The organism is Streptomyces sp. NPDC014891 (genome assembly GCF_043081085.1).
GTDB lineage: Bacteria > Actinomycetota > Actinomycetes > Streptomycetales > Streptomycetaceae > Streptomyces.
This window is the reverse complement of sequence record NZ_JBIBWF010000014.1, coordinates 76,975-90,810: the sequence shown is the minus strand read 5'-3', so window position 1 is coordinate 90,810 and position 13,836 is coordinate 76,975. Positions and strand designations below refer to the sequence as shown.

The following is a 13,836-nucleotide window of genomic DNA, read 5'->3' as shown; positions in this document are numbered from 1 at the left end:
GGGGCAGCACTGACAGCCCGGGCACGCGCGCGCGTCACGCGAGCGGGTTGGGAACGGTCCCGTGGACGGCCGCGTGGGGCCGCTCCGGGCGGTCGCGGTAGCCGTCCAGGTGCAGACGGTTGCGGTTGAGGCAGAGTCGCTCGATCCGGGGCGTGAGGAGGTCGAAGAGCTCGAACCGTTCCTTCAGCTCGGGGAAGCGCGCCTGGTGGCGGAGGATCTCGGCGCGGACCAGGGACCAGAATTCCGCCTCCGGGACGTCGAGTTGCTCCTCGCAGAGCGGCGCGAGGTAGCGGAAGACGCCGACGAAGAGCCCCGAATGGATGAACTGGACGAGGAAGTCGGGCTCCTCGGTGAGGAGGACGGCGCGCACGTCGTCGGGCAGGGTGTCGTGCTCGGGGAGCGGGTGGGCGCTGATGTTCACGTCGTCGACGAAGTCCTTGATCGCCAGGCGTACCGGGACGTCCTCCCCGTCGTAGACGACGATGGCGTTCTCGCCGTGCGGGGAGAAGACGGTGCCGTAGCGGTAGAGGAAGTGCAGCAGGGGGGGCAGCAGCGCGGCGAAGAGGTGCTGGAGCCAGGCGGCCGGCGCGAGTCCGGAGCGCTCGACGAGTTCGGCGGCGAAGGCCCGCCCGTCGGGGTCCGTGTGCAGCAGGGAGGCGAGGGTCCGGGCCCGCTCGCCCGGGGGCAGGCGCAGCGGCTCGCGCCAGATCGCGCCGAGGAGTTCCTTGTACTGGTAGGGGACTTCGGGCAGCCGGTCGTACAGCGGGTGCTCGACGGTGACGGAGGCGACCTCGCCGAGGAGGACGACCCCGCACTCGTCCCGGAGGTACGGATCGGCGTCGCGGAGGCCGTGGACCCAGGCGGTGACGGCCGGGGCGGCGAGCGTGCGCTCGGTCGGCAGGCCGCGCCAGACCAGGGTGTTGAGCACGGACAGCGGGAGTTTGACGGTGTGCCGTTCGGGACGGCTGATGTTCAGGAAGGTGCGCACCGACTGCTGCGGCAGGCGGAGATCGGCGTCCGTGGACAGCGGGACGACGGTTCCGGCGGCGACGGCGGGGGCGTAGAGGGGGAGCAGGATCTCGTCCCACTGCCAGGGGTGGACGGGGAGCAGGAGGTAGCCGTCGGGTTCGTGTCCGCGGGCGGTCAGTTCGGCGCGGAAGGCGGCGTGGACCTCGGGGTCGAGCTCCTGGGCGTAGAGGCGGTCGGGGGTGCCGAGTCCGGACACGCCCCGGTAGGCGGCGAGGCGGTTGCTGACGGCGATCCACGGGAGCCGAGTGGCGCTGCGGGCCTCGGGGGTCCAGCGAGCGGCGTCGGTGGCGGAGAAGCCGATGCGGCCCTTGTTGAGGACGAGCCAGGGATGACCGGTCTGGTGCCCTTCGAGCTCCGCGTACGAGAGGTCGGCGAGCCGGGCGGCGGGCAGGGCGGTGTGGTCGAGGCGGGCGTCGGCGGCGAGGGTCGCGGAGAGCTCGCGAATGAGGTGGCCGAGGGTGGCTCCGTCGAGCTGGAGGAGGCGACGGGCGCGGATTAGGAAGTCGAGGGCGTCGGTCATGGGCCGGCCCTCGTGAGTGATCGAGTCGGCGGCGACGTACCAGCTGCCGTAGGCGCCTCGGCGGGCGCGGAAGGCGAGGGTGGTGCCGTCGTCGAGCCGCAGGGTGTGCAGGCCCGGGTCGTCCGCCGCCGGTGCGGGTTCGACGATCTCCTCGTAGGCGAACTCGGCGAGGGCCTTGGCGAGGAGCCGGGAGGAGGCCCGGGTCCAGGCGGCGGCGGTCAGCTCGGGCGGGGCGAGCAGTTCCGGAGGCGCGGGCAGTGCGCGCGGGCCCGTCGGCGGCGCGGGTGGGGCGGAGGGGTGGGGAACGGCGCGGGAAGGGCCGGGGACGGCCTCGGAACCGCCGCGGACGGCTTCGGAGGGGCTGGGCGGTGCGGAAGGGGCGGGAACGGCCCCGGAGGCGTTGGGCGGTGCGGACGGGCGGGGTTGTGCGGAGTCGTGGGGTGCAGGGGACGTCGACACGAGGACTCCTCGGAGTGGGAACCGCTGTGGGTCGGGCGGTGTATAGAAGGCAGGGGGTTGTTCACAGAACGTGACGGAGGGCGCGGTCACGGATCATGAGCGCCGCTCGTTTGTCGGGGAGGTCGACTTCCGCCGCGAGGCGGAAGCCGCCGGTAAGGAACGCGGAGACGGAGGGGGTGTTGCGGATGTCGGGTTCGGCGATGACGCGGCTGCAGCGGGGACGGTGGTCGAGGACGAGATCGGCGACGGCGCGCAGCAGGGTGCTGCCGACGCCGCGGCCGCGGTCGGTGACGCCTCCGACCAGCAGATGGACACCCGTGTCGTGGGGACGCGCCGGGTAGTGCCGGGCGAGCGGGTCGAGGTCCGCCCGGTAGATCTCGAAGTAGCTCATGGGCGTGGCGTCGAGCAGTCCTAGGCAGGGGACGCTGCGGCCGTCGCCCTCGAGTTGGGCGCGGATGTGCTGGGCGGTCACGCTCTCGGGGCCGGCGAGTTCCCAGAAGGCGGAGACGGCCGGGTCGTTCATCCACCGGGTGATGAGCGGCAGGTCGCGTTCGAGCAGTACGGGGACGAGTTGGAAGACGCCGGCGGACGTGGGGGCGGGGTTCCAGGAGGCGACGGAGTCCAGCAGGTCTCCGTCGAGGATCTCGGCGTCCATGTGGCCGCCTTCGAGGAGGGTGACGAGTTCGTCGAGCCTCAGGTCGAGGGTGTCGTCACCGGGTGGGTCGGCCGGTGGGCGGGTGGGTGACACGGTGTCGCTCTCCTCTCGGCGGTGGGCGGTCGGGCGTGTGCCGGCCGCGGGTGGGCCGGGGCGACTCCTTCCGGGCCTGCCGGTGACGTCCCGCGTCGTCCGGTGCCGTGCGTCGCGGGGTGGAGGGGGTCTGGGGTACGGGAGGTACTCATGGCCCCGGCGGCGCGGCGGGGTGCGGTGTCGGGCGGCGCGGGTCGGCGGGAACGGAGGGAGACGGGCTAGGGGCGAAGGGGGTTGGTGACGGTGACGTAGACGGACTGGGTGTCGACGGGTCCGACGAGTTCGTCGAGTCCGTGGAGGCGGGTGAGGAGGTTGGCCTTGCTGCGGAGGGTGGCGGCCTCCAGGAGGCGGTGCGGCAGGGGGGAGCCGAGGCTGGTCGCGGAGGTGAGGAAGCTGCGGAAGGCGGCGAGGAGCACGCGCTCGTCGGCGAGGTGCTGGGCGCCGAAGGCGCCGATCAGACCGAGGACGTTGTTGATGCCGAGGTAGTAGGCGAAGCGCTCGTCGGTGACCTGGTCGGAGACGAAGGTGTCGCTCTCGGCTCCGATGCCGGGGAGGCGGCTCTCCAGCTCGCCGCGGTGGGACTCGCGGAAGTAGTAGCCCTGGTTGTCGCGGTAGCGGCCGCCGACCGGCCAGCCTTCGGGGTCGAGGATCACCAGGGTGTTCTGCTGGTGGGCCTCCAGGGCGATGCCGGCGTGGCCGTCGAGCCAGAGGACGGGGCGGATGACCTGGTCGAGGTAGCGGAGGAACCACTCGGTGGCGACGGCCGTGGTGGGGCGGCCGGTGCGGGTGACGAGGCGGCTGATGACGTCGGCGAGGCGGGAGCGCATGGCGCCGGTGCCCGGCCAGGGCCGGGGGGCGGTGAGGGAGGCGATGCAGACGGCGTCGTCGCCGGGACCGAAGGGGTTGTGCCGGATCATCAGGTCGAGGCCCGGGACGGGGGCGCCGTCCGGGGTGTCGACGGCGAGCCACGCGGGGTCGCGGACGATGTCGAAGCCCGGGTGGGCGGCCTGCCATTCGTCGACCAGGCCGGTGCGGAGGAGTCGGTGGACCTCGACGCCGCGGTGGAGTTCCTTGCGGAGGTTCTCACGGCGCGAGTTGGTGATGCGCAGGCCGAGGGAGAGCTTGAGCATGGCGCGGGCGCCGGGGCGGTGCACGGTGCGGACGGAGGAGGTGGGGTGCCACGGGCTGCCGTGGAGACCGAGGTCGTGGAGGAGTCCGGCGTCGACGAGGGCGCGGATGTCGGGCCGGTGCAGGAGTTCCCGGGCCTGCCAGGGGTGTACGGGCAGCGGCGCGGTCCCGGCGGGGAGCGGGAGCCCTTCGGCGAGGCCGATGGCGAGCTGCTCTGCGGTGACGGGGCGGCCTTGCTCGGTCCAGCCGGAGTCGGAGGCGAGGAGGGAGGAGTCGACGGCGAGCCAGTGGAGGGGGAAGGAACCGTGCAGTTCGGGTGAGTAGAGCCGGGCCTCGGCGTCGGAGAGGCCTTCGCGGCTCTTGGGTGTGGGGTGGAGGGGGTGGCCGAGGAGCAGGGCCTGTTCGGCGGCGAGGAAGAGGTCGGCGTCCGGGTGCGGCTGGGGCGAGCGGCGGCGTTCGGCGAGGAAGTCGGCGGTGCGGCGGGCCGAGTCGGCGACCCTGCCGACGAGTTCGGTGCCCTCGGGGCGGCCGGTCTCGCGGCTGAGCAGGGCGGCCACGGTCACGGCGTCCACGGTGGGTGCCGTGGCGGGGAGACCTTCGAGGGCGGGGGCGCCGAAGCGGTGCCAGCCGGTGGGCGACCAGTAGCGGACGGGGACGAGGAGGGCGGTGCCGCTGGCGTCGAGGGGGATGCGGAGGGTGGGAGACCCGGGGGCCGGGAGGTTCTTCTCACGGACCCAGCAGCGGAGGAGGTTCTCGACGGCGGCCGCGTCGGCGGCCCGCTGCGGGTCCGGGTCGTCCAAGAGGTCGGCGCCGGCCGGGTGGTGGAGGCCCTGGGCGGGGGCGGGCTCCGGGGCCACGGCGACGGCCGAGCGGTGCGGTTGGGGGTCCGCGGCGTTCAGCGGGTCGGTACCCGCGGAGGTCCGGTGCGGACGGGGGTCGTACGGGCCGACGTGCTGGCGCGGGACCGTGGGGTCGCCGGGGCGGACGGCGCCGGGCTCGAACCCGGCATCACCCGGGTGGCCCGGGGCGTGGGCCGCGGTGCCGGGGGCCGGCGTACCGGGCAGGCCGCCGGCGCGCGGACCTGCGGCGCCCGGGAGGCCGGCGCTCGAACCCGCGATGCCCGAGGTCGGCATGCGGGAGAGGCCGCTGCTCGAACCCGCGGCGCCGGGGAGGCCGGCCCTCAGGTCCGCGGTGCCCGGGAGGTCGGCTGCGTGGGTGGTGCCGGGGGCCGCGGTGCCCTGCAGCCCGGTATCCGGGAAGCCGTCGGGTCCCGCGGCGCCCGAACCCACGGCGCCCGGACCCGCCGTGCCGGGGGTCGAGGTGCTGGGGCCCGCGGTGCCGGGGGCCGAGGTGCTGGGGGGCGTCGTGCCGGTGTCCGCGGCGGCTGCGGGGATCGCGTTGCCGGGTTCCGTGGTGGCGGTGGGGGTCTCCGTGGGCCGGGCCGTGGGGTGGGGTGCCGTGGAGGTGAGGATCTGGGAGGTGCTGTGGTGGACGGCGAGGGGGACAGCGGTCTCGGGCGCCGGGGAGGGGGGTGTGGCGTTCACGGGGCTTCCTTGGGAGGCGGGGGCTGGGACGGCCCGGTCAGTGGGAGGGCCCGGGGGCGGTACGGGGAGCCGGGGGCCGGCGGGTGGCGGGCGGCTGGGGGGTGTGGGCCCGTTCGGCGGCGGCCAGGGCGTCGGCGAAGCGGTCCAGGACGGCGGTGGCCTGCTCGTCGGTGAGGGTGAGCGGCGGCAGGAGCCGGACCACGGCGGAGTGGCGGCCGCCGAGTTCGACGATGAGGCCCCGGGCGAGGCACTCCTGCTGGACGGCGAGGGCCAGGGCGGGGGCGGCGGGCGGGACGGTGTCGTCGGGTCCCGCGGCGTCGGGGTCGACGAGTTCGACACCGATCATGAGGCCCCGGCCGCGGACGTCGCCGATGCAGGGGTGGTCGGCGGCGAGGCCGCGGAGCTGCCCGAGGATCCGGGCGCCGAGGACGCCGGCGCGCTCCGCGAGCTTGTTCTCGCGGACGTAGGCCAGGGTGGCGGTGCCCGCGGCCATGGCGAGCTGGTTGCCGCGGAAGGTGCCCGCGTGGGCGCCGGGCTCCCAGGCGTCGAGTTCGGAGCGGTAGACGATGACGGCGAGGGGGAGGGAGCCGCCGATGGCCTTGGAGAGGACCATCACGTCGGGCACGACGCCGCTGTGCTCGACGGCCCAGAAGGCGCCGGTGCGGCCCACGCCGGTCTGGACCTCGTCGACGACGAGGGGGATGGACCGGTCGGCGGTGATGCGGCGCATGCGGCGCATCCAGTCGTCGGGCGCCGGGATGACTCCGCCCTCGCCCTGGACGGCTTCGAGGATCATTCCGGCGGGGGTGGTGACTCCGCTCTTGGGGTCGTCGAGGAGGTTCTCGGTCCAGCGGGCGGCGAGTTGGGCGCCTCGGGCGCCGCCGACGCCGTAGGGGCAGCGGTAGGAGTGCGGGTACGGCAGCCTCGTGACACGGATGTCGGTCGCGCCGCCGGAGGCGTCGAGGGCGCCGGAGGTCATGCCGTGGTAGGCGCCGGTGAAGGCGAGGAGTCCGCTGCGGCCGGTGGCGGTGCGGACCAGTTTGAGGGCCGCCTCCACGGCGTCCGTTCCGGCCGGTCCGCAGAACTGGATGCGGGCGTTGTCGGCGAGTTCGCCCGGCAGGGTGGCGAACAGTTCGGAGGTGAAGGCGTCCTTGACGGGGGTGGCGAGGTCGAGGACGTGCAGCGGGGCCCCGGAGTCGAGGACCTTCTTGACGGCCTCCAGGACCACGGGGTGGTTGTGGCCGAGGGCGAGCGTCCCGGCGCCCGACAGGCAGTCCAGGTAGCGGCGGCCGTCGGCGCCCTCGATGGTCAGTCCCCTGGCCCGTACGGGGACGATGGGGAGGGAGCGCGCGTACGTACGGGCCGCGGACTCCCGCAGGGACTGGCGGCGCAGGATGCCCTCGTATCCGGCACCGCCGGGTTCCGAGGAGCCCCGGGCGGAGGACGTCCGGTCGGCCGGGCCCGGCTCCTGGGAGCGGCGGCCCGTCGGGACGCGCGTCCCCGCGGCGCCCGCCGGGGCGGCCTCGCCGGGCGCGCCGGCGACCGGCGCGTCGGACGTCCTGCTCTGCGTCCCCCCGGCCGGTGGGACGGCCGGAGCTGATTCGGTCACGGCCACGGCTCGGTGTCCTCCCGCTGTAACAGTTGCGTTGCACATCGGGACGTCGTGGAGCCGCCGCAAGGGCTGCCCCGAACGCCACCGTTGTGTCCCCCGTACGTACCAACGACGGGAACCGCCCGGGATCACGGGCCCGAGGCAAGAACTTGGCGTGTCCCGGATCACGGGACGACAACGACGGAACGACGACCGGAACCGCCGACCGGCCGCGTACCGTCCCCTCCGGCACCGGCATAGTGGGGGCCGTCGGCCGTCGCCCGTACGGGCAGGGCCGCTGTCCATGCACCAGTTGACGTAGTCCCAGGGGGATCACGAGATGCGATCGATTCGTCCGCTGCTGACGGCGGCATCCGCCGTCGCGGCGCTGACGCTCACCGTTACGGCCTGCGGACCGAGCGAGGACAACGCGGGGGACAAGCCCAGTGCGCCCGCGACCGCCCAGAGCCCGGCCGACAAGATAAAGATTCCGGCGGACCTGAAGGAGCGCCTGAAGGAGCACGGGATCGACGTCGACAGGTGGCGGGACGGCGAGTGGAAGAACTGGGACCGCGACAAGTGGCTGCGTGAGGCCAAGGACTTCGTCAACCCGATCATCGAGGGCCTCTGGGACCCGGACCGCATGCGGGACGCCGAGCGCCCCGACAAGCCGGTCGAGGAGGAGGACATCTCGGGCGACGAGGGTGTGACGGACCCGACGCCGGCCGTGGTGCGGGCGAGGGCCGTGGACGCGAAGTACCACGCCAACGCGCCGGAGTCCGGAAAGGTCTTCTTCGACGGCCCCGAGGGCTCGATGGTCTGCTCGGCCACGGTCGTGCAGGACCCGGCGCACCCCGGCAAGTCCAACATGGTGTGGACGGCCGGCCACTGCGTGCACAAGGGCAAGAAGGGCGGCTGGTACCGCAACATCGCCTTCGTTCCCTCGTACAACGACTCGGCGCTCTCGACCTCCGCTCTCGAGCAGGCGACGCGGGAGCAGATCGCGCCGTACGGCGTGTGGTGGGCGGACTGGGTCAAGACCTCCGACGAGTGGATCGCCGAGGGCGCGTCCACCGGTGGCGCGGGGGCCCCGTACGACTTCGCGGTCATCAAGGTGACCCCGGAGAAGGGCGGCACGGGCAAGTCGCTGGAGGAGACCGTCGGTTCGGCGCTTCCGGTGGAGTTCAACGCGCCGGCGGTGCCGAAGATCGCGAGCATGACGGCGACCGGCTACCCGGCGGCGGCGCCGTACGACGGCCAGCGGATGTTCCAGTGCGCGGACAAGCCGGGCCGGCTGTCCCTGAAGGCGGAGCAGCCGACGATGTACCGCATCGGCTGCTCGATGACCGGTGGTTCGTCCGGTGGCGGCTGGGTCGCCAAGGGTGCCGACGGCAAGCCGGCGCTGGTGTCGAACACCTCGATCGGCCCGTCGTCGGCCGGTTGGCTCGCGGGTCCGCGTCTGGGCGCCGAGGCCAAGAGCATCTTCGAGGACGTCAGTAAGAAGTACGCCGGGCAGTAGGCGCCCGACGGGAGGGGCGGGGCCTTGGGGCCCCGCCTCCCCCATGACCGCCGGCGCCGGCCGCGCCCCGGGTGAGCACGGGAGACCCGTCGCCGGTCCGAGCAAGGACCCGCTGCCGGGCTTCCGGCCGACTCTTCGCCGGGCTTCGGCCCGGCCCTGCGCCGGGCTTCGTCCGGCCGTGGGCCCGACCGGCATACTGTGCACCGCAAGTGACGCGTCCATGGCAATGCCAGGACGGGAGCGCGCCCGCATCGAGGCCGTTCTCCGGACGCGGGAATCATCTCAGGGGGAATTCACCACATGCGTTCCGTACGACTCCTGCCCGCCGCCCTCGGCCTGGTCACCGCGCTCGCGCTGACCGCCACGGCCTGCGGCCCGACCGAGACACCGGCGGCCGACAAGCCCGCCGCCGGAGCGAGCAGTTCCGCGTCGGCCACCGACGCGGGCACCGGGGACGGTGACGCCGGCCTCACCAAGGACCTCGCCGACAGGCTGAAGAAGCGCGGCGTCGACCTGGAGAAGTGGAAGGACGGCGAATGGAAGAACTGGGACACGAACACCTGGCTGCGTGAGGCCGAGGACTTCGTCAACCCGGTCATCGACGGGCTGTGGGACCCGGCGCGGATGCAGTCCGCCGAGAGCCCGGACCCCACGATCACCGCGCAGGCCGCGGGCGGCGGCACCGACCCGGCGCCCCGGCCCGTCCGGGCGCAGCGCGAGAAGACCCCGTACCACCGCAACGCGGCACCGGTCGGGAAGATCTTCTTCGACTCGCCGCAGGGCCACATGGTCTGCTCCGGCACCATCGTGAAGGACCCGCGGCGGCCCGGTAAGTCCAACCTGGTCTGGACGGCGGGCCACTGCGTCCACGCGGGCAAGAAGGGCGGCTGGTACCGCAACATCACCTTCGTCCCGGCCTTCAACGACCTGGGCAAGTCCCCCTCCGCGCTCAACAACGCGCAGCCGCACGAGGTCTACCCGTACGGCCAGTACTGGGCCGACTGGGCGGTCACCTCGGGCGAGTGGATCAACTCCGGCGGGACCAACCAGGCCTGGCCGTACGACTACGCCGTCCTGCACGTGAAGCCGCAGCGCGGCAGCAAGTCCCTGGAGGAGACCGTCGGGGCCGCGCTGCCGGTCGACTTCTCCGCTCCCGCGCCCGCCCAGGCCGGCACGATCGGCGCCTGGGGCTACCCGCAGGCCGCCCCGTACAACGGCGTGATCATGCACAAGTGCGTGGACCGCGCGACCCGCATGACGACGGCGCCCGCCACCCCGGTGATGTACCGGATCGGCTGCACGATGACCGCGGGTTCGTCCGGCGGCGGCTGGTTCCGCGTCATGCCGAACGGCAGGACCGCGCTCGTGTCGAACACCTCGATCGGCCCGGCCGGCAGCAACGGCTGGCTCGCGGGACCGCAGCTGGGCCGGGGCGCCAAGGCGGCGCACGACATGGTCAGCAAGAAGTACGCCCGCTGACCCGTCCCACCGGCGCCCCGCGTCGTTCCGCCGGTCGCTGACAGCGCGGCGGAACGGCCGGACGCCGGACAGCGGACGCCGGACAGCGGACGCCGGAACTCAGAAGACGAAGGCAGAAGGCGAAGGCAGAAAGCCGAAGGCAGAAGGCGCCGGTCCCCTCCCGCTCGGGAGGAGGCCGGCGCCTTCGGCGTCGTTCGGTCAGTGCGCCGCCGGGACGTACGGCGCGAGCATCGCCGCCAGTTCCTCGTGCACCCGGGCCTTGAGCAGGGTCCCCTCCGGGATGTGCTCCTCGGACTCGACCTCGCCCTCGGCGTGCACCCGCGAGACGAGACCGCCCTGCGTGTACGGCACGAGGGCTTCGAGCTCGACCTGCGGGCGGGGAAGCTCGGAGTCGATCAGGGCGAGCAGCTCCTGCATGCCCTGGCCCGAGCGGGCCGAGACCACGATGGAGTGCTTCTCCGTCCGCAGCAGGCGCTGGAGCACCAGCGGGTCCGCGGCGTCCGCCTTGTTGATGACGACGATCTCCGGCACCTTCACCGCGCCGACGTCACGGAAGACCTCGCGCACGGCGGCCAGCTGCTCCTCCGGCGCCGGGTGCGAGCCGTCCACCACGTGCAGGATGAGGTCGGAGTCGCCGACCTCCTCCATGGTGGAGCGGAACGCCTCGACGAGGTGGTGCGGCAGGTGCCGGACGAAGCCGACCGTGTCGGCCAGGGTGTAGACCCGGCCGGTGGGCGTCTCGGCCCGGCGGACCGTCGGGTCGAGGGTGGCGAACAGTGCGTTCTCCACGAGCACGCCCGCGCCGGTGAGGCGGTTGAGCAGGGACGACTTGCCGGCGTTGGTGTATCCGGCGATGGCGACCGACGGCACCTTGTTCCGGCGCCGCTCCTGCCGCTTGATGTCGCGGCCGGTCTTCATCTCCGCGATCTCCCGGCGCATCTTCGCCATCTTCTCGCGGATGCGGCGCCGGTCGGTCTCGATCTTGGTCTCACCGGGACCGCGGGTGGCCATGCCGCCACCGCCGCCGCCGCCCATCTGACGGGAGAGCGACTGACCCCAGCCGCGGAGGCGCGGCAGCATGTACTGCATCTGCGCGAGCGCGACCTGCGCCTTGCCCTCTCGGGACTTGGCGTGCTGGGCGAAGATGTCGAGGATCAGGGCGGTCCGGTCGACCACCTTGACCTTGACGACGTCTTCGAGGGCGATGAGCTGGCCGGGGCTGAGCTCGCCGTCACAGACGACGGTGTCGGCGCCGGTCTCGACCACGATGTCGCGCAGTTCGCGCGCCTTGCCGGAGCCGATGAAGGTGGCCGGGTCGGGCTTGTCGCGGCGCTGGATCACGCCGTCGAGTACGAGGGCACCCGCCGTCTCGGCGAGGGCCGCGAGTTCCGCGAGGGAGTTCTCCGCGTCCTGGACGGTCCCGGAGGTCCAGACACCGACCAGCACGACGCGCTCGAGGCGCAGCTGGCGGTACTCGACCTCGGTGACGTCCTCGAGCTCGGTGGAGAGTCCCACGACGCGGCGCAGGGCCGCGCGCTCGGAGCGGTCGAACTGGTCGCCGTCCCGCTCTCCGTCGATCTCGTGGCTCCAGGCGACGTCCTCTTCCATCAGGGCATCGGCCCGAAGGCTCTCGGTACGGCTCGTCTCCGCGAAGCTCTGCTCGTCCTGGGAAGGGGAAGAAGAGGAGGTCATTGGATCCTTACGTCGAGTGCCCGCACGGCCGGCGCCGGGATCGGCGGAGCCGTGGAGCGATGAGTCTTATGCCGTCACAACGCGTGAGGGCACGGGATGATTCCCGGGCCGTCGGCCACGTCGCCGACCTGACGATGGTGACACGCCCCGGCGCGGCCCGTCATCCGGGTTTCGGGGCGGTCCGCGCGGTCCCGGCGGGGCGGCTGCGCCAGTCCGGGTGGCCCGGCATGGCCGGGGTCTTCGCCTCGTACAGCCAGCCCCGGAAGAAGGCGGTGAGGTCGCGTCCGGCGATCTCACCGGCCAGGGCGACGAAGTCGGCCGTGGTGGCGGTTCCGTCGCGGTGGTCGGCGACCCAGCGCCGCTCCACGCGCCGGAAGGCCTCGGCGCCGATCTCCTGGCGGAGCGCGTAGAGGACGAGGGCGCTGCCGTCGTAGACGACGGGCCGGAAGAGGCTGATCTTGTGGCCGGGCGAGGGGGGCTCGGGGGCGGCCGGGGGCCCGCCGGCGGCCCGCCAGCCGTCGGAGGCGGCGTAGGCGGCCTTCATGCGCCGCTCCAGGGACCTGCCCGCGGTCTCCTCCGCGTACAGCGCCTCGTACCAGCTGGCGTGCCCCTCGTTGAGCCAGAGGTCGGACCAGGTGCGCGGCGAGACGCTGTCGCCGAACCACTGGTGGGCCAGCTCGTGCACCATCACGGAGTCGACGTACCACTCGGGGTAGCCGGGCTCGGTGAAGAGGCGGCGCTCGAAGAGCGAGAGGGTCTGGGTCTCCAGCTCGAAGCCCGTGGTGGCGTCGGCGACGAGTACCCCGTACGTCTCGAAGGGGTACGGGCCGACCTGCCGCTCCATCCACTCCAGGTGGCCGGGGGTCCGGCGGAGCCAGGGCTCCAGGAGCTGCCGGTCGGCGGTGCGCACCACGTCCCGGACGGGCAGGCCGTGCGGGCCCGCCCGGTGCACGACCGTGGAGCGGCCGATGGACACCTGGGCGAGCTCGGTGGCCATGGGGTGGGCGGTGCGGTACGTCCAGGTCGTGGTGTCCCCGCGGGTGACGCGGCCGGCGGGGAGGCCGTTGGCGACGGCGGTGAGGCCGCTGGGGGCGGTGACGCGGAAGGTGAAGTACGCCTTGTCCGACGGGTGGTCGTTGGACGGGAAGACCCGGTGGGCGGCGTCGGCCTGGTTGGCCATGGCGAGGCCGTCGCTCGTCCGGACCCAGCCTCCGGTGTCGGCGGGGCCGCCGGGGTCGCTGGTGTGCGTCACGGTGATCGTGACCGACTCGCCCTCGTCGATCGGGACGGCGGGGGTGACGACGAGGTCCTCGCCGGCGGCGGCGTAGGTCGCGGCGAGTCCGTCGACGGTGACGGCGGAGACCGTGCCGTGGGTGAAGTCGAGGTTGAGCCGGTCCAGGTCGTCGGTGGCGAGGGCGTCGATCCGGGTCACGGCGGCCAGCGGCGCGGTGTTGACCCCGGGGTAGGTGAGGTCGACGGTGTACGCGAGGACGTCGTAGCCGGGATTGCCGAGGTGGGGGAAGAGCGAGTCCCCGATGCCGAGCGGCTCCGGGGCGGGCAGCGCGGCGGCGACGAGACCGGCCGAGGAGGCGACCAGGACGGCGGAGCGGAGCCATCGCGCGCGGGGCAGGGGCGTTCGGACGAGCGGCATGGGCCAGGCCTTTCCGGAGGACTGGCCCTACGGCTACCAGGGCCGCGCCCGCTCCCCGGGGCGACGCGCTCGCCCGCCACTCGAAGGAGGCACGGGCCGTCCTCCGGCGGACGCCGCCGTCATGCGACGGGCGGGGCGGGCGGGCCGACGAGGCGCGGCAGGGTGCGGCGCGCGGGCCGCGGGGCGCCGGGACGCTCTTCGGCAGACCTACCGGGCGGCGTGCGGGCCCCGGGGCGCGCAGGGCGGGGCGGGCCGGCGAGGCCCGGCAGGGGTGCGGCGCGCGGGCCGGCAGGGCGCCGGGGCGCTCTCCGGCAGACCTACCGGGCGGCGTGCGGGCCCGGGGCGCTCGTCCGACGAGCGACCGGCCGGCGCGCGGGCCGCGGGGCGCTCTTCCACCGACCTACCGGGCGGCGTGCGGGATCGGGCCGCCGGCGCGCTCCTCCGACACCGCGCGGCCGTCCGACCACGGAGCCCTG

The 13,836-nt window shown here is 73.8% G+C and carries 8 protein-coding genes; 2 read left to right on the top strand and 6 right to left on the bottom strand.

The features are described from left to right. Positions 1-34: 34 nt before the first annotated feature. The 4 genes from ACF09E_RS32095 to ACF09E_RS32080 form a co-directional block, all read right to left on the bottom strand. Complete coding sequence (locus tag ACF09E_RS32095) at positions 35-1,807, bottom strand: IucA/IucC family protein (protein ID WP_392209479.1); 1,773 nt, start codon at positions 1,805-1,807, stop codon at positions 35-37. 262 nt (positions 1,808-2,069) lie between these two features. Further along, on the bottom strand, positions 2,070-2,756 hold the full coding sequence (locus ACF09E_RS32090; RefSeq protein ID WP_392209282.1) for a GNAT family N-acetyltransferase: 687 nt from the start codon (positions 2,754-2,756) through the stop codon (positions 2,070-2,072). Positions 2,757-2,974: 218 nt separating this feature from the next. Then, complete coding sequence (locus tag ACF09E_RS32085) at positions 2,975-5,428, bottom strand: IucA/IucC family protein (protein ID WP_392209280.1); 2,454 nt, start codon at positions 5,426-5,428, stop codon at positions 2,975-2,977. A gap of 37 nt (positions 5,429-5,465) precedes the next feature. Continuing rightward, a complete protein-coding gene (locus tag ACF09E_RS32080; RefSeq protein ID WP_392209278.1) occupies positions 5,466-7,043 on the bottom strand; it encodes a diaminobutyrate--2-oxoglutarate transaminase family protein in 1,578 nt (525 codons plus the stop codon). Positions 7,044-7,359: 316 nt separating this feature from the next. On the opposite strand from ACF09E_RS32080, the gene ACF09E_RS32075 reads away from it, so the two are divergent. Further along, complete coding sequence (locus tag ACF09E_RS32075) at positions 7,360-8,538, top strand: hypothetical protein (protein WP_361846454.1); 1,179 nt, start codon at positions 7,360-7,362, stop codon at positions 8,536-8,538. Between the two features lie 300 nt (positions 8,539-8,838). Then, a complete protein-coding gene (locus tag ACF09E_RS32070; RefSeq protein ID WP_392209276.1) occupies positions 8,839-10,017 on the top strand; it encodes a trypsin-like serine peptidase in 1,179 nt (392 codons plus the stop codon). Between the two features lie 198 nt (positions 10,018-10,215). Here the strand turns inward: ACF09E_RS32070 and hflX are convergent, their stop codons facing one another. Beyond that, on the bottom strand, positions 10,216-11,709 hold the full coding sequence (gene hflX, locus ACF09E_RS32065; RefSeq protein WP_392209274.1) for a GTPase HflX: 1,494 nt from the start codon (positions 11,707-11,709) through the stop codon (positions 10,216-10,218). Positions 11,710-11,869: 160 nt separating this feature from the next. Next, positions 11,870-13,360, bottom strand: a complete 1,491-nt coding sequence (locus ACF09E_RS32060; protein WP_392209272.1) for a M1 family metallopeptidase — start codon at positions 13,358-13,360, stop codon at positions 11,870-11,872. Positions 13,361-13,836 lie beyond the last annotated feature (476 nt).